Consider the following 23,490-nt stretch of genomic DNA (forward strand, 5'->3'; position numbering starts at 1 on the left):
TCCTGCCCGGGCACACCCTGCGCCGGAACTTCCTGAGCGGGCGCTCCTGTTGCTCCTGTTGCCGCTGTGTCTACGGGGGCTCCCGGAACTCCGGTCGGCTCCTCCTCCGCGCGCTGGCCGACGGCCCGTCGGCGGCGCCCCGTCGGCGCGCTGGTGGGATGCGGCTGCGGCGGGGTGTGGTCGTCGGCCTGGCTGGGCGGTACGGCATCGTGCCGGCCCTCGTCGACGAGAGCGTCACCGTTAACACCCTGGTCCAAAGCCTGCGTTTGTCCAGGAACGTGTCCAGGGACCGGAGCAACCGGGGCCTGCCCCGGAACCGCTCCCGCAACCTGCCCCGGAACCGCCCCCGGCGCCTCCGCACCCTCGGACGCCCGGTCCGCGTCCGCCGGCGGCAGGGCGAACACCGCGCGCGGCCCCGCCTCCTGCGCGGCGGCCCGCTCCGAGGCGGCGGCCAGCGCACGCCGACGCCGTCCGGTCGGCTGCTGGGCGTTCTCGACGTGTGCGGCACCCTCGGCACCCTCGCCGGCGGGGCCCTGCGCCGCCCCGCCGGAGGCCAACGCAGGCAACGCGGGCGGCAACGCATGCTGTTCGGCACCGTCGCTCCGGGTACCCCGGCCACCGGGCGCGGGCACGCCCTGCGGGGGCACGGTCCCGCCCAGTCCGGTCCCGACGGCCGCAGTCCCGGAGGCATGCTCGGAGGCCATGACGACGGCCCCTTCGGCGACACCGGCGACCGACCCCCCCAGCGCACCCGGACCCGGACCAGCACCGGCCGCTACACCCGCACCGGCCGCTGCATCCGCCTCCGTACCCGCACCCTCGGCAGACCGCCCCCGCCGCCGCCCAGTACCCCCGCCGGGGCCTTCCCCGGCGTCGCCCGAAGGCTGGGCGGGAACCGGCGCGATCTCCTGTACGGGCGCACTCGCCGCCCGCCGCCTGCGCCGACCGGTCGGGGCCGAGGCCTCCGCCTCGGCAACGGCACCGTCGGTGTCGCCCGCTACCTCGACGTCCAGGAAGGCGTCCGTCGTGGCCCGCCGGGCCCGCCGCCGCCCGCCGGTGGCCTGCTCGGGGAGTACGGCCTCCGCGGGGGCCGTGGGAGCCGTGGGAGCCGCAGGGGCAGCGGGGGCCGCCTCCAGCGCGGCCGGACCCGGGGCCGCGACGGCCCCCGCCCCGCCACCGAGCGGCACTTCGAGGACGTACGCGCTGCCGCTCATGCCCGGCACCTCGTGCGTCTGCAGCACGCCCCCGTGGGCGCGCACGATCCCGCGCACGATCGGCTCGTGCACCGGGTCTCCCCCGGCGTACGGCCCGCGCACCTCGATCCGTACGACCTCACCGCGCTGGGCCGCCGCGACGACGACCGTGTTGTCCATGTAACCGCCCGCGGAGACGGGCGAGTTGCCGGTGGCGTCGACGCCGGCGACGTCCGCGACGAGGTGCGCGAGGGCCGTGGCGAGGAGCTGGGCGTCGACCTCGGCCTCGATGGGCGGCGCGTGTACGGCGAACTGCACGCGGCCGGGCCCGATGAGTTCCACGGCCCCGTCGACACCCGCCGCGACGACGGCGTCGAGCATCACGTTCGTGCGCGTGATGCCGGCCGTCCCGGTGTCGAGCCGCTGGTACCCGAGGACGTTGTCGATGAGTGTCGTGATCCGCGAATAGCCGGCGGACAGGTGATGGAGCACCTGGTTGGCCTCGGGCCACAGCTGCCCGGCGTCGTCGGCGGCCAGGGCGGCCAGTTCGCGGCGCAGCTCGTCGAGGGGCCCGCGCAGCGACCGTGCGAGCAGGGTGAGGAGTTGCTCATGGCGTCCGGCGAGGGCTTCGAACCGGTCCTTCTCGCGCTCGCCGAGCGCGGCGTACCGCTCCTCGCCGGCGGCCAGCTCCTCGTCGTGCTGCTCCTGGAGTTCTTCCAGTTCGGTCAGGTGCTTCTGGCGCAGCGCGGTGAGTTCGGAGGCGTGTTCCTCGGAGAGCCGCTCCAGCTCCTCCGCGTGCCGCTCGTCGGCGGCGGCCTTCTCCTCGGCGAGCGCGTCGTACGGCCGCCTGTCGGTGAAGGTCAGCACGGCGCCGACGAGCTGGTCGCCGTCGCGGACGGGAGCGGTCGTCAGATCGACGGGAAGCCTCTCGCCCTTCTTCGACCACACCACCTGCCCGCGCACCCGGTGCTTGCGCCCGGAGCGCAGGGTGTCGGCGAGCGGGGACTCCTCGTACGGGAAGGGCGTGCCGTCGACCCGGGAGTGGAGCACGAGATCGTGCAGTCCACGTCCGCCGAGGTCACTGGCCCTGTATCCCAGTATCTGGGCGGCGGCCGGGTTGACGAGCACGATCCGCCCGTCGGTGTCCGTCCCGACGACGCCCTCGGACGCGGCCCGCAGGATCATCTCGGTCTGCCGCTGCGAACGGGCCAGCTCGGCCTCGGTGTCCACGGTTCCGGTCAGGTCCCGTACGACGAGCATCAGCAGTTCGTCGCCGCCGTAGCCGGAGCTGTCGTAGGCCTGCTGGCCGTTCTCCAGGTTCGCGCTGGTGACCTCGACCGGGAACTCGGTCCCGTCGGTCCGCCGGGCGATCATCCGGGTCGGCTTGGTCCGGCCGCGCGGATCCATGTGGTCGGGCCGCCGCATGGACCCGGGGATGAGCTTGGAGTCGAACTGGGGCAGCAGATCGAGCAGCCCGCGCCCGACCAGGGCGGTCCCCGGCGCCTCGAAGGCCTCGAGCGCGATCGTGTTCGCGTTGACGACGGTCCCATTGGCGTTGACCAGCACCAACGCATCGGGAAGCGCATCGAGTATGGCTGCGAGGCGAGCAGCGCCTCGGGATGGCCTGCTGCTCACGAGACGCTTCCTCCCTGTTACCGCACCTTGCCGACCGCTCGGGCCATCTTGCCAACCGGCCCGCGACGTGTCACGCGAGGGAGTCTAAGGGCAGTGGTTGCGCTCGCGACGCCGGATGAGAGGGAGGTCGCACGACGAAGTGACGTAGAACGTGTGACCCCATCCGCGACCAGGCGTCCCGCTGAGGCGCAGCGTTCCGGAGTCGGGGCATCCGCCATGAACCGCCTACGCCCGGCGCGACCTCCCGCTTCCGCCCATGGGCCGACCCCAGGTCCGCCCCTTACACCCACCCCCTACGCCTTCCTCCCCTATGCCCCTATGCCTGTCGCCCGACCTCGGGCAGCAACGGCACGAGCCGGTCCCACCGCCCGATCTCACAGCCGTTGCTGCGGTCGAACCGCGCGTCGACGGGCCGCCCGGCCCACGTCCCGGTGACATGAGCGGTGGCCGGCCCGCCGTACTGCATGGTGCAGACGCTGTCCCGGGGCACGGCGGCGAACGCGTCCTTCCCCCACCGCGTGTTCCGCTCGACGACGGCACACGCTCCGCCGGCGTCGGGATGGCTCCCCCCGCCGGGATGACAGTCCACCTCGTACGTCCCGTCCGCGTCGCCGCCCGCGTTGCGCACGGTGACGGTGAGGTGGTCGCCGCCCGTGGCCCGGTCCTCGTCCCGGACGGGCGGTGGCGCGAGGGAGGAGGAGGCGGCAGCTGGCGCCGCGGACAGGGCGACGGCAGAGCCGACGCCGACGAGAAGGGGGGCGAACCGCGCGAACCGGCCGAGCCGGGTGACCTGCAACATGCCTTGACTAACGCGGTCGCCCTCGGGATGTTGCGCGCCCCGCCGCCGCCGATATGCACTTTGCCCTGCGGCCCGCCCTCCTAGTACCGTGGGAGGCGATTGGTGACACCCCGCTCGACTGTGTCATCATCTGCACGCACCACTCGCGCTCGCGCGGGCGGCTGTGCTGGAGGCGTCGCCTAGTCCGGTCTATGGCGCCGCACTGCTAATGCGGTTTGGGCCTCAAAGCCCATCGAGGGTTCAAATCCCTCCGCCTCCGCACCTCATCACGAAGCCCCGGTCGACACGGCCGGGGCTTCGTCGTTCCCGTGTTCGTTCCAGACCCCGCTCAGAGTGCCGTTTTCGCAGGTCACAAGCGGTATGGCAAACGGATTTCACATGGCGGCGGCAGTCATGTAATGTTCTTCCTGTCGCCGCGAGCGGGCCGGAAGGCCGGGCGGCGGGACAAAAAAACAAGCACTCGTAGCTTAACGGATAGAGCATCTGACTACGGATCAGAAGGTTGCAGGTTCGAATCCTGCCGAGTGCACACAGGTCAAAGGCCCCGGAGAGATCCGGGGCCTCTTGCGTTTCAGCGGCGTACAGCAGCGAAGTACAGCAACCGCGTCAACCGGTACGCCCATGGCGTCGGACAACTGGCCGATCGCGGCGCGCACCTCCTCCTCGCTTGCTTCGGCGTAGACCTCCATCGTCATGGCGATCTGTGAGTGCCGGAGGATGCGCTGGGCCACCTTCGGGTGGACCTTGAGCGCGACCAGGAGCGAGCTGCACGTGTGCCGCGTGTTCCGGAGCGGGATGACCCGGAGACCGGCGCGACGCGCCCGGAGGGCGAACATGCGGGTCATGTTGCCCGGCTCGGTCGGAGTCCCGTACTTCGTCGTCAAGATCAGGTCATGGCTTCCCTGCCAGAGCTCCCCGGCGGCTTTCCGGTCGCCGATCTGTTGAGCGCGGCGCATCCGCAGCGCCTTGAGGCAGAGTGCCGGCAGAGGGAGGAAGTCGTCGGAGTCCTCGGTCTTGGTCTCGCGGTGAAGGATCTCCCGCCCCGCGCGCTGGATCTGGTGATCGACGTACAGCTCTCCCCGCTCGAAGTCGACGGACTTCCACGTGAGACCCAGGACCTCACCACGACGCAGGCCGAGGCAGAGCACCAGGACCCAGGCCGCGAAGAGGTGGTCATCCCGGGCGGCGGCATCGGTGAGGAACCCACTGGCCTCAGCGACTGACCACGGCTTGATCCGGCGGCGACGAGGCTTCGGCACCTTCACGAGCGAAGCCACGACGGCAAGCTGGTCAGGCGAGGGATGACCGGATCCGGTCGATGGCGGGCAGAACCTCATCTCTGTTCTTCGCACTCTTGATCCAGGTTGGCAGCCGCGCGACGAGCGTCATCTTTTTTACCTGCGCATCCCATGGGGCTCGCTCACGCAACGGTGCCTGTACGAACTTCCGGATCAGCTCCAGGTGTTCCGGGTTGTAGGCCCACAGCCAGCCGTGTCGCATCTCTGTCTGCAACCACAAGGGCAGACCGAAGTAAGGATCTGTCGCTTCGCCTCGCCCTCGAAAGAGGCGGAACCCTCCCACAGCGGCGTTTCGCGATAGACCGCACGCCCTACACACAAGACGGCGGCGCGCGAACACCGAGGGAACTGCGTCCTCAGCCGCAGGTGCCACCGGGGCAACGTGTGCAATCCCGGCGCACTTCGGGCAGCGCACGAGCACATGATCAATGAAGTGGTACTTCGTGTGCTGGGCGTCGCGGAACCGCTGTGCCGAGAGCATGACGCCAGTATGCGATCCCTCTGTCTGACCATGCTCATGCACGGATGGACCGTGCCTCTTCCGTTGCCCGATCAGGCGGGGAATCGCGGGGAACCATGGTCACTCACAGCGAGAAGGGAAGACGAGAGGTGGGTGGCGAATCTGTCAAGTCCGCCCACGGCGGCTGACACCAACAGCCCCGAACAGCAGCGGTTGGCGCCGGACCCCAGCGGATGGTCAGCGCATGAGCACGGCCGGTTGACCAACGCCACCGACGTCCCGTGATCGACCTGATGAGGATGAGGCCCGACTTCAACGCCTGTGCTGCGCGGGGCGCCCGTCGGTTCGAATGGGCCATTGAGACTCCACCGACCTCGTAGATGTCTGTGCGTGGCAACGTCACCTCTCCTGGGCGTCACGTAGGGCGCAGGAAATGTTGCGGCCGGTGATCAACGGAGTGAAGCTGAGCGGGATGCACCGGATCCCAGCGAGCGCGGACGGAACCGCGCAGGTCGCGGTGCGCGAGGAGAGCGTGCGATGCGGATGATGATGAAGGCCCGCATGGACACCCAGATGTCGAATCAGGTGACGAAAGGCGGAGCGATGCCCGACTCGCTGAAGTCAGCCATCGAGCAGCTGAAGCCGGAGGCCGCCTACTTCACTCCTGAGGGTGGGCGCTCCATGATTCTCGTATTCGACATGCAGGACAGCTCGCAGTTGCCCTCCATCGCCGATCCGTTCTTCCAGGAGATGGGCGCGGAGGTCACGTTTGAGCCGGTCATGAACCTCGACGATTTACAGAGGGGCCTTGCTGCCCTGAAGTAGCAGAGCTGACCTCAGCGCCCGCATGCTGAAGGCCCCGTGTGATCGGGCTGTACAGCAGTGAAGAACCGCAACCTCAATAACCGACCTTGTCCGCTAGCGTCCCTCACGGGTCCCGCGATGGCGGTTATGGCCGTCGCTGACCGATCCACATAGAACTACGGATCAGAAGGTTGCAGGTTCGAATCCTGCCGAGTGCACACAGGTCAAAGGCCCCGGAGAGATCCGGGGCCTTTGGCGTTTCCGGGCTGTACAGCAGCGAAGTACGCCGACGGGGCTTCGGCGCTGCTTGCGTTCCCCCTCCGGCCCCCGGCACCGCACCGTTGTGAATGCCCTTGTCCCAGCCCCGAGGTTGTTCCCTAGAGTCTGATCAACTGCACAGAGGCCAAGTGGGGCGGGGCATGGCAGGTCGTTGCGGGCTGGCTTGCTTAGGATCGGGGGCATGACAATGCGACTGGTTCAGATCGCGATGAATGCTCGGGACGACTCCGAGCTCGGCCGGTTCTGGGCGGAGGCGCTCAGCTGGAGCAGTTCCGTCGAGGAACCCGGCGTGGTGACCAATCTCGAACCCGAGGGCTTCGCCTATCCCGATCCCACCGCCGTCTGCATCGACGTCATCACCGTCCCGGATCCCAAGACGGTGAAGAACCGTGTGCACATCGACCTCGCCACCACCTCCGCCGCCCATCAGGCGGAGCTGGTCGCGCGTCTGAAGGATCTCGGCGCGACGCCCGTCGACATCGGTCAGGGCGACGTCCCGTGGACGGTCCTGGCCGACCCGGAAGGCAACGAGTTCTGCGTGGCGGAGCCTCGGGAGATCTACGGCGACACCGGGCCGATCGCCGCGATCGTGGCCGACTGCATCGATCCGCGTGCCATGGCCCGGTTCTGGGAAGCGGCGATGGACTGGACCCTGCACGAGATCACCGACGATCACGCGATGCTGCGCTCCGCCAAGGGCGTCGGCCCGTATCTCAAGCTCGTTCGCACGCCCGACGCCAAGACTGTGAAGAACCGCGTCCATCTCGACCTCCGGCCCTACCCCGGTGACGATCAGGCGGCGGAGGTGGCCCGGCTGCGGACTCTCGGCGCCACCGACATCGACCTCGGCCAGGGCGACGAGGTGTCGTGGACGTGCCTCGTCGACCCGGAGGGCAACGAGTTCGACGTCCTCGCTCCGGGCTGACGCGGAGCCCCGGCCGGACGTTGCGTCCTCGGGGCGACGGTCAGCAGCTCACCGCCGACCCGGCGCGCACGGCCCCGTTCGCCCGCGCGTCCTCCCGCCTCAAACCGCGATCCCGCGTCGAGAGTGGCGAGCAGGAACGGCATGACGCCACGGTCTCGCAGGTCGTCCTGCCTGGCTGCTTGCCTCGTCCCGTGTCACGTTCGCCAGTTCCCGCACTGGCTCCCTCGCCACCTGGATGAGGCTGACGGCACTTCCGCGAGTCCGCCGCACGAATGGCCCGCCTGACGTGCCCGGTCGGCCAGGCCTGCTTGGCGTCGTCGTGCGCGCGGCGCAGACCGTGCCGCGCCGAGGCGAACGAGAGGGGCCCTCATGGCCGTCGTCATGACCTTTGTGTGGCCCGAGATCACGCCCGAGTTGTACAAGGAGGTCCGGGAGAAGGTGCGTTGGGAGGAGGACTCCCCGGACGGGTGCGTGTTGCACGTGGCGTGGTTCGCCGACGACGGTTTCCACGTGCTCGACATCTGGGAGTCCGAGGAGCACTTCGGCCGGTTCATCGCCGGCAGGATCGAACCCGTGCTCAAGGGTGAACTGGGTGTGGAGAGCGACCCTCAGCCGGAGTTCTTCCCGCTCCACAGGCGATTCGTGGCCCCGGGGGTCAGCGGCGCTGCCTGACGCCCGGTCGGGGTTCCAGCGGTCTCAGCAGCCCGTCGGCGGCCCCGTCAGCAGCAGTCGCAGCCGGCTCGGCACCCGCAGGAGTCCGCCCCGGTGCCAGGGCCGGGCCCACTCACTGCCGTGGGGGCGCAGCAGCCCTTGCCCTGCCAGGCGTCGCGGCCTTCCTTGACGGCGATCGCGGCGATGACGAGGGCCGCGATCGGATCGGCCCAGGCCCAGCCGAGCAGGGTGTTGGCGAGCAGGCCGAGGAGGAGGACGGCGGAGAGATAGGTGCACAGGAGGGTCTGCTTGGAGTCCGCCACGGCGGAGGCGGAGCCGAGTTCGCGTCCGGTGCGGCGTTGGGCGGCGGACAGGAACGGCATGACCAGCAGGGACAGGGCGGCGATCACGATGCCGGGCGTGGAGTGTCCGGCTTCGCCGGTGCCGGCCAGCGCGCGGACGGCGTCGAGGGTGACGTAGCCGGCGAGGGCGAAGAAGGAGACGGCGATGATCCGCAGCGTGGTCTTCTCGCGGGCTTCACGGACCGTGTGGTCGCGGGCGGAGAACTGCCAGGCGACCGCGGCCGCGGAGGAGACCTCGATGACCGAGTCGAGGCCGAAGCCGATCAGCGCGGTGCTGGAGGCCAGGGTGCCCGCCGTGATGGCGACGACCGCCTCGATCACGTTGTAGGTGATCGTCGCCGCGACCAGCAGCCGTATGCGCTTCGCCAGTACCTCCCGGCGGGCCGGGGACGGGCCGAGGGACATGTGGGTCGTGGCGGCCATCTCAGCAGCAGCCCTTTTCCTCGGCGTCGGGGCAGGTGCGGTCGGTCTCGACGGCTACGACGGCGGTGCGCAGGTCGTCGAGGGCGTGACCGAGGCGTTCGTCGGCGAGTTCGTAGCGGGTGCGGCGCCCCTCGGGGACGGTGACGACGAGGCCGCAGTCCCGCAGGCAGGTGAGGTGGTTGGACAGGCGGGTGCGGGAGATCCCCAGGGCCTCGGCAAGGTCGGACGGGTAGGCGGGGGCCTCGCGCAGGGCCAGCAGGAGTCGGCAGCGGATCGGGTCGGCCAGCGCGCGGCCGAAGCGGGCCAGCACCTCGATGTCGGAAGCAACAGTCAGCACCCCACGACAATACACGTGATCCTGGATTCAGGAAATCCTGGATAATCGTCTACGCCCTCGCCGGCGGCTGGCCCTTCGGTGAGGGCCACGCCGTCGACGAGTGGGGCCCGTTCAGTTCAGACGGCTCAGTCGCCTTCCCCGACTCTCCGCGATGCGGAGGGTGTCCCGTAGGGCCTCCGTCAGGCGTTCCGCCAGGTAGCGGGTCTCCCCGGGCGGGGTGTTCGGGAGCAGGTCACGGGCGTGTTCGAGGAGTTCGGTGCCCATGCCCAGTTGGATCGACTCCGTGGCGTCGGCCAGGCGGGAGACCGGGCCGGCGGGGTCGTCGGTGACCAGGTAGCAGGGTTTGCCTTCCGGGCCCGTCCAGGGGAGAAGGCGGGGTTCGCACGAGGGCTGCGGCTGCGGCTGTGATCGCGGTTGCGGTTCCATCAGGCGGCCTCCAGCCCGGGGAACTCCAGTCCGTGGAACCAGAGTTCGTGTGCGGCGAGGTACGGGCGTACGGAGCGGTTCGTGGTGGCGTCGAGGGGGGTGTCGAGGCCGTACGGGCTGCGGTGGGGAGGGAGGAGGGGTGCGGTGATGGGGGTGGGGAGCGGCGGTCGCTCCGTGCGGGTGGGTGCGCTGGGTGGTTTGAGCAGCAGGGTCACCCAGGTGATGAGGCGGTGGATAAGGTCGGTCATGTCATCAGCTCCGTACAGCTATAGCTGGTGGCCTGCCCCGGGACGGCTCCATCCGTCGCCGGGGCTTCTTCGAGGTGCCACCATACTATGGTGTACTGCGGTATAAGCGGTGAACTGTGAATCGCGCCGGGTGCCACCGTCTGCGCATGGTGGTGCGGTGATGGAATTCGCTCCCGACATCCCCCGTTGGCGCCAAGTGGCCGAGGTGATCCGCCGCCGCATCGAGGACGGCACGTATCCCCCGCGTACGCGTATCCCGTCCGTCGTCGAGATCACGGCGGAGTTCGGCATCGCTGCGGTCACCGCGCAAAAGGTGCACAAGGGGCTGCGTCAGGAAGGTCTCATCTACACCGAGCCCGGTCTCGGCTCCTTCGTCGCCGAACCGCCCGTGACACCTGAGTCGCCCAGCTGAGTACGGGTACTCACGACAGCGGCGTACCGCCGACCGACCCTGGAGGCATACGACAACCGGGGGAGAAACCGATGAACGCTCGCTCTGCAGGTACCCGCACCCGCACGCGCACTCTCGTACGCCTGATGTTCGCCAACCCCGCCTCGGCGGTCTACCTCGGCCTGGTCGCGGTCGCCGTGGCGGTCGCCGCGGCCGAGCCGCTGTTCGGGGACAGCCCGGACGCCTCGATGATCTGGGTGTGGCCCGCGCTGTTCACCTTCCCCGTGTTCGGGGTGGTCGCGGGGCTCGGCGAGGCCGTGTTCGGCGCGGAGGCGCCCGCGTGGTTCTTCGTCGGCGGGATCGTCGTCGCCGCCCTGGCTCAGTCGCTGGCTCTCGGAGCGGTTCTGGACTCCCTGCGCGGGCGGCAGCGGCGCCGGGTTCCGCGTCCGCACGCCGGCTGAGACGCTGCGCGGACGCGGAACCCGCCGACCTGGGCTGCCTCAGCCGTAGTACGGTCCCGCAGCGCTCCACGTCGTGTGGCCGAAGACGTTGTCGTCCTCGACCGTGACGTTGACGTTGGTGACTTTCAGGCCGTACTGGGTCGGGGTCATGCCGTCGGGGCAGTTCACCTCGACCGCGGGGAAGTTCGTGTAGAAGCCCGGGCCCGTGTCCTGGTTGGGGTACTGGTCCTGCTGGTAGAGGACCCAGGAGGTCTGCGTCGTGTAGTACACGGGCTGCAGGGGCTGCTGCTCGGTGCGGACGACGAAGCTGGTGGCGTGGTCGAAGGTGCCGTCGGGCCGGAGGCAGCCGAAGGTGCGTGCGGTGTCGGCGTACGCGTCGAAGAAGTCGTCGGTGCTGCGCAGCCCGGCGAGGTAGCCCGGCTGGTTGCGGACGTTGTGCAGGGTGACGTCCAGCTTGAAGCCGCCGCAGCCGGGCGTCGGGGTGTAGTCGTGGTAGATGTTCAGGCACTTGCGGTCGCCGAAGTAAGCGGCGGGGTCCGGGTTGTAGGGCTGCGGGACGACCGTGTCGGAGAACTTCACCGTGGCCGAGACGCCGTCGGCGGTGGGTGCCGGGATGTCGGTCGTGGTGGTGGCGTGGGCGGTGCCCGGGCCGGAGAGGGCGAGGCCGGTTCCGGCGAGCAGTGCGACGGTCAGGCGCGACAGTGCTCTTCGCGTGCTCGGTGCGTTCGGCGTCTTGGGTGACCTGCGTGTACTCCGCGTTTTCCGCATGTGAAGGAATCCCCCTCGTGCACATGGTGCACTCTCACACAAACAGTGACATGGGCACGCTAGCTCGCCGGTGATGGGTCATCCGGCGAACGCCTCGGTCCTCACAAACGGAGGATTCCAGTCGCCGGCCACCCGCTTCGGTGCGGCCGTCCGGGTCGCCGGGCTCCTGCCGTCAGCGAAGACGACCAGGCGCAGGACCAGGAAGCGGCCGATGCCGGCGAGGCCGGACGCGGAGAGGTAGACCGCCTGCTCCCGGAGCGTGCTCGGCGACGACTGCACCGCATGCAGCAGGAACATCGCGGCGCAGGTCACGACGTACGCGGCCGTCGCCGAACCCGCGGACTGCAGGTGGCGGCGCCACCCCGGCCGCCGTCCCGTGCCGAAGGTGAAGAGGGCGTGCAACTCGGTGCAGAGGAGGGTGGAGGCGACGGTGATCACCGCGTTCGCCACCGCCCAGGGCATGGTCATGGCCACCAGCGGAACGGTGAAGCTGGCGAGGACTCCGATGCCGCCGCCGCACACCACGAAGCGGGCGAAGGAGGAGAGCGGGCCCGGTGCCGGCGCCGGCTGCGACTGCGGCTTCGGCGGAAGCAGCGACTCCATGACGTTTCCTTCCGGGCGGCGGGTTCGAGCTCGGGCTCGAACTCTCTGACCTGTTCGATCACTTGGATCAACCGAGGTCAACGATGCCGTCGCGCGCCGCGGGAAACGATGGTGTGCTCTCCCGAACCGGAGGTAGGGCTGGCCACACCATGGACGTGTGGCCGCCCGGGGGTCGGGTCGTCAGGACAGAAGGCGTACGAAGCCGCCGTGCGCCGTTCCCGAGCCCAGCAGATGGGTCCAGTCGAGCACTTCGGGCAGCTGGTCGAGGGACAGGACGACCGCGCCGCCCGCCTGTTCGGCGTCGGCGCACCAGGCGGACATGGCCTCGGGGTCGTCGTCGTTCACCGCGCCCTCGTCCAGGACCGGCGCGGCGATGGCGGGCACGATCAGCCCGTGCTCCCCCGGGCCGTCCACCACACACATGGTGAGTTTCGGGACGATGCCCCAGCCGTCGCACAGGGGTATCGCACCGTCCGGCGCGGTCAGCGGCGGCAGGACGTCATGGACGGGGGCATCGGCCAGCAGCAGTACGGGAGTTGTCCCCCGTACGAACAGGGTGTTCTCAGGATTCAGCAGCACCGGCGCATTTTCGCAGGCGGGGCGCTTCAGGAGCGACGACTTCGGTTGCCGCCACCATTGCCGTTGCCCTCGGCCTCACCGTTGGCCGCGCCGCCTGCGTCCTTCACCCGCATCTCCTCGATATAGCCGTGCGCAAGCGTGGTCGTGCGGGTGAACCAGTCCGTGAGCACGGCGATCTCGTCGGCGGTGTAGTCGGCGAAGAGGGCGTTCAGGCGGGCGTAGTAGGGCTCGTAGAGGGCGTGGACGCGGGCGACCGCGGACGGGACGGCGGCCACGCGGACGCGGCGGCGGTCGGCCGGGTCGGGGACGCGGGTGACGAAGCCGGCGCGGACCAGGCGGTTGAGGATGCCGGTCACCGCGCCCGTGGTGACGTGGGCGTGCTCGGCGAGGTCACCGGCCGTCAGCAGGTCCTCGCCTGCTTTGAGGACGCAGGCGAAACAGAGGAGATCGGTGACGTTGAGGCCCAGCCGCTGGGCCATCTCCTGCTGGCCGAGCAGATGGGCGGCGACGAGGGAGTCCATCGCCGACAGCGCCTGGGCCGGAGTTGCGGTGGGGCGCGGCTTGGCTTGCATCCGGGTACTTCCTTATTCCCTTAGCGCGTGAGATGTTTATGCAGTAAATTTCTCACGTGGTGAGAGATCTGCTGGGATCTGATGACCGACTCTGGGAGGCGGGCACGTGAGCGCACATCAGTATGACCACGGCCATACGGTCGCAGGATGGACCGGCGTCGGCGTCGCGACCGTGGGGAGCGCGGTGCTGGGGGCGGGAGTGTGCCTGGTGTCCGTCCCGCTGCTGGCCGGCGGATTCGCGATCGTGGTGGTGAGCCTCCTCGTCACCTGGGCCCTGCATCTCGCCGGCTGGGGCAAGCCGTCGGGGCTGCGGCCCAGGGAGGAATGGGGCATGCGAGTGCGGGACCTGTCGGCGCGCGGCGGGCATCCGGGGTGTGTCGGATGCCGGATGGCGGGGCGGGGGGCTCGGCGTATGGCGGGGCGTCCGGCCGTGGCGGATCTGCCGGTGCCGGGCTCTGCACCGGTTCCGCAGTCGTCCCCGGTGTCGGTTCCGGCGTCGGCCTCGGTGTCGGTTCCTGCGGGCGGCGAGCCCGCGCCCGTCACCGTCAACCCCGGTGGCTGAGCCGCACGCGACCGGGAATGTCAGTGCCGCCCTCTACTCTCGACAGAGATGGCACAGGCATGGAAGTGCTCGGGGCTGCGCTGGTCGGCGGACGGCCCCGTGCTGGTGTGGGACGGCGGTCGGCGCAGTGCGCTGACCTGGGGGAAGCGGGTGGCCTTCGGGGTCGCGGAGGGGGGTGTCCGGACGTGTGTGGGAGCGCGGGGGCATGGGTGTCCGGTGCGGGCGGCCGTGCCGGGGCGGAGCACGGGGGCGCGGTGCGAGGAGTGTGCGCGGCTGGACCGGGCGCACTCGGTGGCCGCCGACAGCCTCGCGGACGACCCGAGGCCGTACCGCGTCTATCTGGCCTGGTTCGGTCCCGGCCTGCTCAAGGTCGGCATCACCGGCGAAGAGCGGGGTTCGGCCCGGCTGCTTGAGCAGGGGGCCGTCTGCTTCACCTGGCTGGGCACCGGGCCGCTCATGGCCGCGCGGCGCACAGAGGAGTTGCTGCGTGCCGCGCTCGGCGTGCCGGATCGTATTCCGTACACCGCGAAGAGGGCGGTGCGGGCCGCGTTGCCGGAGACGGAGGCCGAACGGACGGCCGAGATCGCGGAGTTGCATGCGTGTGCCGTGCGGCTCGGCGGCTGGCCGGAGTCTCTGGAGCCGGCTCCCTGCCAACCCGTCGATCACGCCGGGGTGTTCGGACTCGCCGGCCTGCCGGCGGCGACGGGCGAGGTGAGCGAGCTCGTGGCGGGCGGTGCGGTGAGCGGCCGGCTGGTGGCGGCCGCCGGACCCGACCTGCACGTGCTGACCGAGGGCGGGGGCACCGTCGTACTCGACACGCGGTTGATGACGGGGTGGGAGCTGGTTCCCGCCGGGAGTGAGCAAGTCACCGTGCCGATACGGCAGTTCAAGGCACCGCCGGGCGTGCAGTCCGGGCTGTTCTGACGGCGGGACGTCGGAGAGCCGGGCGCCTGAGTATCGGACGTCTGGGTGGGGTTCCCAGGGGTTGCCTGAGAGCCTCCTGTGCGTTTCTCAGGAAAATCACAGATTCCCGAAAGCGTGCTCTCAGAGGCCCCCGACATCGTGTCCGGCATGACCACGACCTCGCCCCAGGGGCGCACCGAACTGCTGAGGCCGGACGGGAGCCCCGTCCGAGTGCTTGTGGTGGACGACGAGTTGTCGATCACCGAGCTGCTGTCCATGGCCCTTCGCTATGAGGGATGGCAGATCCGGAGTGCCGGTGACGGCACCGGAGCGATCCAGGCCGCCCGTGACTTCCGGCCCGACGCCGTCGTCCTGGACATGATGCTTCCCGACATGGACGGGCTGACCGTTCTGGGGCGGCTGCGGCGCGACCTGCCGGAGGTGCCGGTGCTCTTCCTGACCGCGAAGGACGCGGTCGAGGACCGTATCGCGGGGCTCACCGCCGGTGGCGACGACTACGTCACCAAGCCGTTCAGCCTCGAGGAGGTCGTGGCGCGGCTGCGGGGCCTCATCCGGCGCTCGGGTGCGGCCGACCGGCGGTCCGACTCCGTGCTGGTCGTCGGTGACCTCGCCCTCGACGAGGACAGTCACGAGGTGTCGCGGGCCGGGCAGGGCATCCACCTCACCGCGACCGAGTTCGAGCTGCTGCGCTTCCTGATGCGCAACCCGCGCCGGGTGCTGAGCAAGGCGCAGATCCTGGACCGGGTGTGGTCGTACGACTTCGGCGGCCAGGCCAACGTGGTCGAGCTGTACATCTCCTACCTGCGGCGGAAGATCGACGCGGGCCGTGAGCCGATGATCCACACCCGGCGTGGTGCCGGTTACCTGATCAAGCCCGCGGCGTCATGAGCGGGCGACGACGGCCGCGTACGCAGAAGAAGCCGGCGGGCAAGCCGCGCACCCTGCGGAGCCGGCTCGTCGTCGCATCGGTGGTGCTGATCGCCGTGGTCTGCGCGGTGATCGGCACGGTGACCACGCTGGCGCTGCGGTCGCATCTGTACGAGCAGCTGGACGGCCAGGTGAGCGAGAACGCGACGCGGGCGTCGGGTGACTTCAAGCCTTCCGGCGCCAAGGACGGCGGCGCCCCGAACGCGCAGCCGCCGCCCAAGAAGACCCTCGACCAGCTCGTCGAGAACGGTCCGCAGCTGGACGGCAACGTCGCGGTGGAGATCGAGAACGGCTCCGTCACCGAAGGCAGGGTCGGCAAGAAGGACGACTTCCAGCAGATGGGTGCCGTGGAGCTCAGCGCGGCTCAGCTGAAGGTGTTCGACTCCGTCCCGAAGGACGACAGCGCACACACGGTGGAGATCCCCGGGCTCGGCGGCTACCGCGTCAAGTACGCGGACGGCCCCAACGGCACCTACTACGTCGCCATCCCCACCGCCGAAACCGACAGCACCATCAACACGCTGATCCTCGTCGAGCTGAGCGTCACCGCCGCCGGCCTCGTCGCCGCCGGCATCGCCGGCTACGTCCTCGTCGGCGTAGCCACCCGCCCGCTCCGCAAGGTCGCCGCCACCGCCACCCGCGTCTCCGAACTCCCGCTGCACACCGGCGAGGTGAACCTCAGCGAGCGTGTGCCCGAGTCGGAGACCGACCCGCACACCGAGGTCGGGCAGGTCGGGGCCGCTCTGAACCGGATGCTGAACCACGTCCACGGGGCGCTGCACGCCCGCCAGCAGAGCGAGATGCGGGTACGGCAGTTCGTCGCGGACGCCAGCCATGAGCTCAGGACACCTCTGGCCTCCATTCGCGGGTACGCCGAGCTGACCCGGCGCGGCAGAGAGCAGGTCGGGCCGGACACCCGGCACGCCCTGGGCCGTATCGAGTCCGAGGCGGGCCGGATGACGTTCCTCGTCGAGGACCTGCTGCTGCTCGCCCGCCTGGATGCCGGGCGGCCTCTCCAGTTCGAGCAGACCGATCTCGTACCGCTCGTCGTGGACACCATCAGCGACGCGCGCGCGGCCGGGCCGGAGCACATCTGGCGCCTCGACCTGCCCGACGAGCCGGCACTGGTGTCGGCGGACGCGGCCCGGTTGCAGCAGGTGTTCGTCAACCTGCTGGCCAATGCCGGCAAGCACACCCCGCCGGGTACGACCGTCACCGCGCGCGTGCAGCGGCGCGGGCCGTGGCTGTGCGTGGACGTGGAGGACGACGGCCAGGGCATCCCGCCCGATCTGCTCCCGCGGGTCTTCGAACGGTTCGCGCGCGGCGACTCCTCGCGTTCCCGTGTCTCCGGGTCCACCGGACTGGGACTTGCCATCGTGCAGGCCGTCGCGGCCGCGCACGACGGCGCGGTGACCGTCGACAGCGTTCCCGGGCGCACCGTGTTCACCGTGCACCTGCCCGCGCTGGGCCCGGTGGTGCCCCACCCGGCACCCGAAACGAACTGGCAATCGCACTCACAGGCACAGCACAGCGCTGCCATATGGGTGCAACAGGGGGCCTGACCAGAGTCGTTGGCATGCGAACCGACTCTTCTCCCGGCACTCTGCCGGCGCGGGAGCACCTCCCGGCCACAGACGCCGGAACGCCTGTCCTGGACGTAGTGATCCCCGTCTACAACGAGGAGAAGGACCTCCAGCCGTGTGTGCTGAGACTGCACGAGCACCTCAAGCGCACGTTCCCCTACGCGTTCCGCATCACGATCGCGGACAACGCGTCGACGGACACCACCCCGCGGGTGTCCGCGCGGCTGGAGGCGGAGCTCCCGGAGGTGCGGGCCTTCCGGCTGGAGCAGAAGGGCCGCGGCCGGGCGCTGCGGACCGTCTGGTCCTCCTCGGACGCCCCGGTCCTCGCCTACATGGACGTGGACCTGTCCACCGACCTCAACGCGCTGCTGCCGCTGGTGGCACCGCTGATCTCCGGCCACTCGGACCTCGCGATCGGCTCCCGGCTGGCGCGTAGCTCGCGGGTGGTGCGCGGTGCCAAGCGGGAGTTCATCAGCCGCTCCTACAACCTCATCCTGCGCGGCTCCCTCCAGGCCCGCTTCTCGGACGCGCAGTGCGGCTTCAAGGCCATCCGCCGGGACGTCGCCCAGGTGCTGCTGCCTCTCGTGGAGGACAGCGGCTGGTTCTTCGACACCGAGATGCTGGTGATCGCCGAGCGGGCCGGGCTGCGGATCCACGAGGTACCCGTCGACTGGGTCGACGACCCGGATTCGACGGTCCACATCGTGAAGACCGCGACCGATGACCTCAAGGGGGTATGGCGCGTGGGCAGGGCTCTGGCCACCGGCTCGCTGCCACTGGACCGGATCACCCGGCCGTTCGGCGACGACCCGCGCGACCGCGACATCCAGGACGTGCCGAAGGGCCTGGCCCGCCAGCTGGTCGGCTTCTGTGTCGTCGGCGGTCTGTCGACGCTCTTCTACCTGGTGCTCTACAGCGCCTTCCGGCAGTTCGGCGGCTCGCAGACCGCCAACGCGCTCGCCCTGCTGGTCTCGGCGGTCGCCAACACGGCGGCCAACCGCCGGCTGACCTTCGGGGTGCGCGGCAGCGGCGGCGCCGTCCGGCACCAGGCACAGGGCCTGGTCGTCTTCGGCATCGGCCTCGCGCTGACCAGTGGCTCCCTCGCCGCCCTGAACGCGGCGTCCTCCGACCCCGCGCACTCCACCGAACTCGCGGTGCTCATCGCCGCCAACCTGGCCGCGACGGTGCTGCGCTTCCTGCTCTTCCGTGCCTGGGTGTTCCCGGACAGGCGCGAGTCGACGGTCGTGGCCGCGCACACGCCGTCCGCCCCGGCCTCCTTCACGGCACCCGGAGCCCACCAGCAGCCGTACCCGCCGCTGCCGCAGCGCCCGGCGGCCCAGGCGCCTACGCAGGCCCCCCAGTACGCCACGGCGCCCCGATCGCCGTACGACAGCGACCAGTTCGGCTCCAGCCAGTCCGGCACCAGCCGGTTCGACACCACCCCGTTCCGCGCCGGTGAAGCCGCGGACCGCACCAGCAGGGACGCGACCGCGTGGCTCCAGCCGGTGCGCCCGACCGGCACCGACCCGAAGGACGCCTGATGACCACCCACACCGACCATCCGATCCCCCAGGGCCCCTCGGCGTGTGAGCCGCCGACAGCCGCTACGGACACGGCCGTTCAGGAGCCGGTGACCACCCCGGCTCCGTCGGCACCCCAATCCGGCGAACCCCGGCAGCCCTTCGTCCGCAGACTGTGGCGGGGGCGGCCCGAGGACCCGCGCTGGGCGCGACCCGCGTTCCTCGGCCTGCTGCTCGCGACCGCCGCGCTCTACCTCTACAACCTGAGCGCGTCCGGTTACTCCAACTCCTTCTACTCGGCGGCCGTCCAGGCGGGCAGCAAGTCCTGGAAGGCGATGTTCTTCGGCTCGCTGGACGCGAGCAACGCCATCACCGTCGACAAGCCCTCGGCCTTCCTGTGGCCGATGGAGATCTCGGTCAGGATCTTCGGCCCCAACTCGTGGGCGATCCTCACTCCGGAAGTCCTCATGGGCGTCGGCACCGTCGCGGTCGTCTACGCGTCCGTGCGCCGCCGGTTCAGCCCCGGGGCCGGTCTGATCGCGGGCGCCGTGCTCGCGCTCACTCCGGTCGCGGCACTGATGTTCCGGTTCAACAACCCGGACGCGATGCTGGCGCTGCTGATGGCACTGGCCTGCTACCTCGTGATCCGCGCCCTGGAGGACGGCCGTACGAAGTGGCTGGTGTGGGCCGGTGTCGCGATCGGCTTCGCGTTCCTCGCCAAGACCCTGCAGGCCTTCGTCATCCTGCCGTCGCTCGCGATCGTCTACGCGGTCTGCGCGCCGGTGAATCTGAAGAAGCGCTTCGCGCAGCTCGGTCTCGCGACCGGTGCGATGGTCGTGGCCGGCGGCTGGTGGGTGGCGATCGTCGAGCTGTGGCCGGCGTCGTCGCGTCCGTACATCGGCGGCTCGCAGAACAACAGTTTCCTGGAGCTGACCTTCGGCTACAACGGCCTCGGCCGCATCAACGGCGAGGAGACCGGCAGCGTCGGCGGCGGTGGCGCGGGCGGCACCGGACAGTGGGGCGAGACCGGCTGGGACCGGATGTTCAACTCCGAGATCGGCGCCCAGATCTCCTGGCTGCTGCCCGCCGCGCTGATCCTGCTCGTCGCCGGTCTGGTGGCCACCCTCCCCCACTCTCGACTTCGCTCGAGCGGGGGGACCCCCATGCTCGACCGGACGTCGGTGACCCGGAGTTCGTTCCTGGTGTGGGGTGGCTCGCTGCTGATCACCATGGTGGTCTTCAGCTACATGGCGGGCATCTTCCACCAGTACTACACGATCGCCCTCGCCCCCTACATCGCGGCCGTGATCGGCATGGGCTCGGCGACCCTGTGGGAGAAGCGGGGCGAGATGTGGGCGTCGCTCACCCTCGCGGCCACGGTCGTGGCGAGCTCCGCCTGGGGTTACGTCCTGCTCAACCGCACCCCGGACTACCTGCCCTGGCTGAAGTGGCTGGTGCTGACCGGCGGCCTGGCCGCCGCCCTCGGCCTGATCTTCGTGGCCAGGCTCGGCCGGCAGCTCGCCCTCGCCGCCGTGGCGCTGGGCATCGTGGCCTCGCTGGCCGGCCCGGCGGCGTACACGCTGAGCACGGTGAACTCCGCGCACACCGGCTCCATCCCGACGGCCGGTCCGGCGGGCGCGAGCATGATGGGCGGCCGGGGCGGCGGTCCCGGCGGCGGTGGCGTCCCGGGTGGCGGCCAGAACCAGCAGAACGGCAACGGCACCACGCAGGGCGGCACGCCCGGCGGTACCGGTACCTTCCCCGGCGGGGGCATGCCCGGCCGGAACCAGCAGGGCAACGGCGTCCCCGGCGGTGGTCAGGCCGGTGACGGTGGCGGCATGGGCGGCGGCGGAGGCGTGGGCGGTCTGCTCAACGGCGCCACCGTCACCGACGAGGCCAAGAAGCTGCTGGAGACCGACGCCGACCAGTACACCTGGGCCGCGGCGGCCATCGGCGCCCAGAACGCCGCGAGCTACCAACTCGCCACCGGCGAACCGGTGATGGCGATCGGCGGCTTCAACGGCACCGACCCGTCACCGACGCTGGCCCAGTTCAAGCAGTACGTGGAGGACGGCAGGATCCACTACTTCGTCTCGTCCGGCACCGGCGGCGGCATGGGTGGCAGCAGCGACGGCACGTCCTCGCAGATCACCACCTGGATCGAAACCAACTTCGAGAAGGTGACGGTCGGTTCGGCCACCTTCTACGACCTGACGCAGAAGGCGTAAGCACAAGGCGTAAGCAGAAGGCCTTCGGGCCGGAACGACGAGGAAGGGCGATGGCCGCGGCCACCGCCCTTCCTCATATCTTCGTTGTACGCCGTATGGGAACTGTTCTACGGTGTACAGCATGACGACGTCCCCCCAGGAACAGACTCCTGCGCAGACTCAACAGACGGGCGGCCACCCCCAGCGCTGGCTGATCCTCGGTGTCATCTGCCTCGCACAGCTCACCGTGCTGCTCGACAACACCGTCCTGAACGTGGCGATCCCCTCCCTCACCCGGGAACTGGGCGCGGGCACCTCCGACATCCAGTGGATGATCAACGCCTACTCGCTGGTGCAGTCCGGCCTGCTGCTCACCGCGGGCAGCGCCGCCGACCGCTACGGCCGCAAGAAGATGCTGATCGCGGGACTGGTCCTGTTCGGCGCGGGCTCGTTGGTGGCCGGACTGGCGGACTCCACCGCCCAGTTGATCGCGGCGCGGGCCGGCATGGGCATCGGCGGCGCGCTGCTGATGACCACCACTCTCGCCGTGGCGATGCAGATCTTCGCCCCCGAGGAGCAGCCGAAGGCGATCGGCATCTGGGCCGCGGTGAACTCGCTGGGCTTCGCGACCGGACCGCTCATCGGCGGCTTCATGCTGAACCACTTCTGGTGGGGAGCGATCTTCCTGATCAACCTGCCGGTCGCCGCACTGGGCCTGGTGGCGGTCGTCGCACTCGTCCCCGAGTCGAAGAACCCGCAGGGCGACCGGCCCGACCTGCTCGGCGCCCTGCTGTCCACGATCGGCATGGCCTCCCTGGTGTTCGCGATCATCTCCGGGCCGGAGCACGGCTGGACCTCCGGCCGGGTCATGGCTCCGGCGGCCGTCGCCGTCGTCGTGCTGGCCGCCTTCGGGTACTGGGAGAGCCGGATCCCCTACCCCATGCTCGACATGCACTTCTTCAGGAACCGCCGCTTCACGGGAGCGGTCGCCGGCGCGGTACTGATCACCTTCGGGATGGGCGGATCGCTCTTCCTGCTCACCCAGCACATGCAGTTCGTGCTCGGTTACGGCCCCCTGGAGGCGGGCCTGCGTACGGCCCCGCTCGCCTTGATGATCGTGGCGCTGAACTTCACCGGGGTGTCGGCGAAGTGGGCGACCCGGCTCGGGACCCCCCTGTCCATCGGGCTGGGCATGACGGTGATGGCGGCCGGCCTCCTCTCGATCGCCACGATCTCCTCCGGGGGTTACGCCGGCACGCTGCTGGGGCTGCTGCTCATCGGCGCGGGGGCCGCGGTCGCCAGCCCGGCGATGTCCCACGCGATCATGAGTGCGATCCCGCCGGAGAAGGCCGGGGTCGGCGCGGGGATCAACGGCACGGTGGCGGAGTTCGGGCAGGGTCTGGGGGTGGCGGTGCTCGGGGCTGTGCTGAACTCGCGGTTCGCGGCGCTGATTCCGGTGGCTGCTTCCTCGTTGCCGGCGGCGTTGGCCGAAGCGGGGTCGGCCGAGGAGAGGGCGCGCATCACGGATGCGTTCGCCTCCGGGCTGGAGAGCAGTCAGTTGGTGGGGGCCGTGGCTGTGTTGCTCGGCGGTCTGGTCGCCGCCGCGTTGTTGCGTCGGGCGGAGCGGGCAGACTCCGCCTAGGAGCCCGGGTGGGTGAGCCCGGCGTGCGACCGCGGGTTGTGCGTGGCTGGTCGCGCGGTTCCGCGCGCCCCTGGAGGGGCGCTTAGCATGACCGGCAGTGAGTAAGTCTAGGAAGGTGCGCCATGGCGAAGACGGTCCGGTCTGCGGCGCGGACCAGCGTCTGGCTGGAGGGCAAGGCGCGCCGGGGCGGGCGCGGGGGTGGGCAGCCGTCGGGGCTGGACCGCGACCGGATCACCGAGGTCTCCGTGCGGCTGTTGGACGCGGAGGGGCTGGCCAGGTTCTCCATGCGCCGGCTGGCCGCCGAGCTGAACGTCACAGCGATGTCCGTCTACTGGTACGTCGACACCAAGGACGACCTCCTCGAACTCGCCATGGACGCGGTCATGGGGGAGCTGGAGCTGCCCGACCCGGCGGCCGACGAGGACTGGCGCGGCCAGTTGCGCACGCTTGCCCAGGGGTACCGGGCCATGCTGGTCCGCCACCCCTGGCTGTCGCCCCTGGCCGGACGCTTCCTCAACATCGGCCCCAACTACCTGGCCTTCTCCCGGGTCGTCCAGCAGGTCATCCGCAAGACCGGCCTGCCCGTGCACCGGCTGACCGGGGCCATCTCGGCCGTCTTCCAGTTCGTCTACGGCTACGGCACACTCGAGGGCCACTTCTACAGCCGTGTGACGGACACCGGCATGACCCCGGACGAGTACTTCCGGACCGCCATGAACGAGGTGACGGAGTTCCCGGGCGCCACCGAGGTCATCCAGGAGTCCACGGAGATCATGGAGGCCCGCGGCGGCGACACCGTCGAGGAGATGCTGGAGCGGGACTTCGAGTTCGCCCTGGACCTGCTGGTGGCGGGAATCGAGGCGATGGTGGCGAGGGCTTAGCTCCCGTGGCCCGTGGCCCGTGGCCCGGGG

Annotated in this window: 24 protein-coding genes, 2 tRNA genes and 1 pseudogene; 15 read left to right on the forward strand and 12 right to left on the reverse strand. The window is 70.2% G+C overall.

Annotated features, from left to right (window positions below; all coding sequences use genetic code 11):
* The coding region (locus tag KUM49_RS07210) for a PAS domain-containing protein (protein ID WP_217235881.1) at positions 1-2,828 on the reverse strand (2,828 nt) is incomplete at its 3' end.
* A 316-nt stretch (positions 2,829-3,144) separates the two neighbouring features.
* The gene (locus KUM49_RS07215) at positions 3,145-3,627 is read right to left on the reverse strand and encodes an SSI family serine proteinase inhibitor (RefSeq protein WP_217235882.1); all 483 of its coding nucleotides are present in this window, start codon (positions 3,625-3,627) and stop codon (positions 3,145-3,147) included.
* Positions 3,628-3,795: 168 nt separating this feature from the next.
* On the opposite strand from KUM49_RS07215, the gene KUM49_RS07220 reads away from it, so the two are divergent.
* Together KUM49_RS07220 and KUM49_RS07225 are read left to right on the forward strand one after the other, a co-directional pair.
* A tRNA-Ser gene (locus KUM49_RS07220) sits at positions 3,796-3,886 on the forward strand.
* A gap of 197 nt (positions 3,887-4,083) precedes the next feature.
* Positions 4,084-4,156 (forward strand) — tRNA-Arg (locus tag KUM49_RS07225).
* 88 nt (positions 4,157-4,244) lie between these two features.
* Here KUM49_RS07225 and KUM49_RS07230 read toward each other — a convergent pair.
* Together KUM49_RS07230 and KUM49_RS07235 are read right to left on the reverse strand one after the other, a co-directional pair.
* Positions 4,245-4,904: pseudogene (locus KUM49_RS07230) on the reverse strand (site-specific integrase); the annotation flags it as partial.
* Between the two features lie 13 nt (positions 4,905-4,917).
* Positions 4,918-5,406 (reverse strand): hypothetical protein, encoded by a 489-nt coding sequence (locus KUM49_RS07235; RefSeq protein WP_217235883.1) that lies wholly within the window; start codon positions 5,404-5,406, stop codon positions 4,918-4,920.
* Positions 5,407-5,922: 516 nt separating this feature from the next.
* Here KUM49_RS07235 and KUM49_RS07240 point away from each other — a divergent pair.
* The 3 genes from KUM49_RS07240 (at position 5,923) to KUM49_RS07250 (ending at position 8,065) form a co-directional block, all read left to right on the forward strand.
* Positions 5,923-6,210, forward strand: a complete 288-nt coding sequence (locus tag KUM49_RS07240) for a DUF3303 family protein (RefSeq protein ID WP_217235884.1) — start codon at positions 5,923-5,925, stop codon at positions 6,208-6,210.
* A 439-nt stretch (positions 6,211-6,649) separates the two neighbouring features.
* On the forward strand, positions 6,650-7,393 hold the full coding sequence (locus KUM49_RS07245) for a VOC family protein (protein ID WP_217235885.1): 744 nt from the start codon (positions 6,650-6,652) through the stop codon (positions 7,391-7,393).
* A gap of 369 nt (positions 7,394-7,762) precedes the next feature.
* Positions 7,763-8,065 (forward strand): hypothetical protein, encoded by a 303-nt coding sequence (locus KUM49_RS07250; protein ID WP_217235886.1) that lies wholly within the window; start codon positions 7,763-7,765, stop codon positions 8,063-8,065.
* A 47-nt stretch (positions 8,066-8,112) separates the two neighbouring features.
* Here the strand turns inward: KUM49_RS07250 and KUM49_RS07255 are convergent, their stop codons facing one another.
* The 4 genes from KUM49_RS07255 to KUM49_RS07270 all read right to left on the reverse strand — a co-directional run bounded on the left by KUM49_RS07255 (position 8,113) and on the right by KUM49_RS07270 (position 9,840).
* Entirely contained in the window at positions 8,113-8,829 is a 717-nt protein-coding gene (locus KUM49_RS07255; protein ID WP_217235887.1) for a cation transporter, read from the reverse strand.
* Position 8,830: 1 nt separating this feature from the next.
* Positions 8,831-9,166, reverse strand: coding sequence for a helix-turn-helix transcriptional regulator (locus KUM49_RS07260; protein WP_217235888.1), 336 nt, complete (start codon positions 9,164-9,166; stop codon positions 8,831-8,833).
* A 111-nt stretch (positions 9,167-9,277) separates the two neighbouring features.
* On the reverse strand, positions 9,278-9,592 hold the full coding sequence (locus KUM49_RS07265; RefSeq protein ID WP_217235889.1) for a hypothetical protein: 315 nt from the start codon (positions 9,590-9,592) through the stop codon (positions 9,278-9,280).
* Positions 9,592-9,840: a hypothetical protein gene (locus KUM49_RS07270; RefSeq protein ID WP_217235890.1), complete on the reverse strand. Its 249-nt coding sequence runs from the start codon at positions 9,838-9,840 to the stop codon at positions 9,592-9,594. The genes KUM49_RS07265 and KUM49_RS07270 overlap by 1 nt, the downstream gene beginning before the upstream one ends.
* Positions 9,841-10,000: 160 nt before the next feature.
* On the opposite strand from KUM49_RS07270, the gene KUM49_RS07275 reads away from it, so the two are divergent.
* On the forward strand, positions 10,001-10,252 hold the full coding sequence (locus KUM49_RS07275) for a GntR family transcriptional regulator (protein ID WP_217235891.1): 252 nt from the start codon (positions 10,001-10,003) through the stop codon (positions 10,250-10,252).
* Between the two features lie 71 nt (positions 10,253-10,323).
* On the forward strand, positions 10,324-10,692 hold the full coding sequence (locus KUM49_RS07280; RefSeq protein WP_217235892.1) for an SCO4225 family membrane protein: 369 nt from the start codon (positions 10,324-10,326) through the stop codon (positions 10,690-10,692).
* Between the two features lie 39 nt (positions 10,693-10,731).
* On the opposite strand, the gene KUM49_RS07285 is transcribed toward KUM49_RS07280, so the two are convergent.
* The 4 genes from KUM49_RS07285 to KUM49_RS07300 all read right to left on the reverse strand — a co-directional run bounded on the left by KUM49_RS07285 (position 10,732) and on the right by KUM49_RS07300 (position 13,214).
* Positions 10,732-11,460 carry a hypothetical protein gene (locus KUM49_RS07285; RefSeq protein WP_217235893.1) on the reverse strand — a complete coding sequence of 243 codons (729 nt, stop codon included), beginning with the start codon at positions 11,458-11,460 and terminating at the stop codon, positions 10,732-10,734.
* A gap of 78 nt (positions 11,461-11,538) precedes the next feature.
* Positions 11,539-12,063 (reverse strand): GtrA family protein, encoded by a 525-nt coding sequence (locus tag KUM49_RS07290; protein ID WP_254400872.1) that lies wholly within the window; start codon positions 12,061-12,063, stop codon positions 11,539-11,541.
* 180 nt (positions 12,064-12,243) lie between these two features.
* Positions 12,244-12,642, reverse strand: a complete 399-nt coding sequence (locus KUM49_RS07295; protein WP_217235894.1) for a hypothetical protein — start codon at positions 12,640-12,642, stop codon at positions 12,244-12,246.
* A 26-nt stretch (positions 12,643-12,668) separates the two neighbouring features.
* Positions 12,669-13,214, reverse strand: a complete 546-nt coding sequence (locus tag KUM49_RS07300; RefSeq protein WP_217235895.1) for a MarR family winged helix-turn-helix transcriptional regulator — start codon at positions 13,212-13,214, stop codon at positions 12,669-12,671.
* Between the two features lie 106 nt (positions 13,215-13,320).
* Between KUM49_RS07300 and KUM49_RS07305 the strand changes: the two genes are divergently transcribed.
* The 8 genes from KUM49_RS07305 (at position 13,321) to KUM49_RS07340 (ending at position 23,460) form a co-directional block, all read left to right on the forward strand.
* On the forward strand, positions 13,321-13,776 hold the full coding sequence (locus tag KUM49_RS07305; protein WP_217235896.1) for an HGxxPAAW family protein: 456 nt from the start codon (positions 13,321-13,323) through the stop codon (positions 13,774-13,776).
* 48 nt (positions 13,777-13,824) lie between these two features.
* Entirely contained in the window at positions 13,825-14,700 is an 876-nt protein-coding gene (locus KUM49_RS07310) for a DUF2797 domain-containing protein (protein ID WP_217235897.1), read from the forward strand.
* A 147-nt stretch (positions 14,701-14,847) separates the two neighbouring features.
* On the forward strand, positions 14,848-15,588 hold the full coding sequence (locus KUM49_RS07315) for a response regulator transcription factor (RefSeq protein WP_217235898.1): 741 nt from the start codon (positions 14,848-14,850) through the stop codon (positions 15,586-15,588).
* Positions 15,585-17,189, forward strand: coding sequence for a HAMP domain-containing sensor histidine kinase (locus KUM49_RS07320; RefSeq protein WP_217235899.1), 1,605 nt, complete (start codon positions 15,585-15,587; stop codon positions 17,187-17,189). Before KUM49_RS07315 ends, KUM49_RS07320 begins: the two co-directional genes overlap by 4 nt.
* 14 nt (positions 17,190-17,203) lie before the next feature.
* Positions 17,204-18,751: a bifunctional glycosyltransferase family 2/GtrA family protein gene (locus tag KUM49_RS07325; protein ID WP_217235900.1), complete on the forward strand. Its 1,548-nt coding sequence runs from the start codon at positions 17,204-17,206 to the stop codon at positions 18,749-18,751.
* Complete coding sequence (locus tag KUM49_RS07330; RefSeq protein ID WP_217235901.1) at positions 18,751-20,958, forward strand: glycosyltransferase family 39 protein; 2,208 nt, start codon at positions 18,751-18,753, stop codon at positions 20,956-20,958. The genes KUM49_RS07325 and KUM49_RS07330 overlap by 1 nt, the downstream gene beginning before the upstream one ends.
* Positions 20,959-21,079: 121 nt before the next feature.
* Complete coding sequence (locus KUM49_RS07335; protein WP_217235902.1) at positions 21,080-22,579, forward strand: MFS transporter; 1,500 nt, start codon at positions 21,080-21,082, stop codon at positions 22,577-22,579.
* Between the two features lie 122 nt (positions 22,580-22,701).
* Positions 22,702-23,460 carry a TetR/AcrR family transcriptional regulator gene (locus KUM49_RS07340; RefSeq protein ID WP_217235903.1) on the forward strand — a complete coding sequence of 253 codons (759 nt, stop codon included), beginning with the start codon at positions 22,702-22,704 and terminating at the stop codon, positions 23,458-23,460.
* Positions 23,461-23,490: the final 30 nt, after the last annotated feature.

The organism is Streptomyces sp. AC555_RSS877, from assembly GCF_019049245.1.
Taxonomy (GTDB): domain Bacteria; phylum Actinomycetota; class Actinomycetes; order Streptomycetales; family Streptomycetaceae; genus Streptomyces.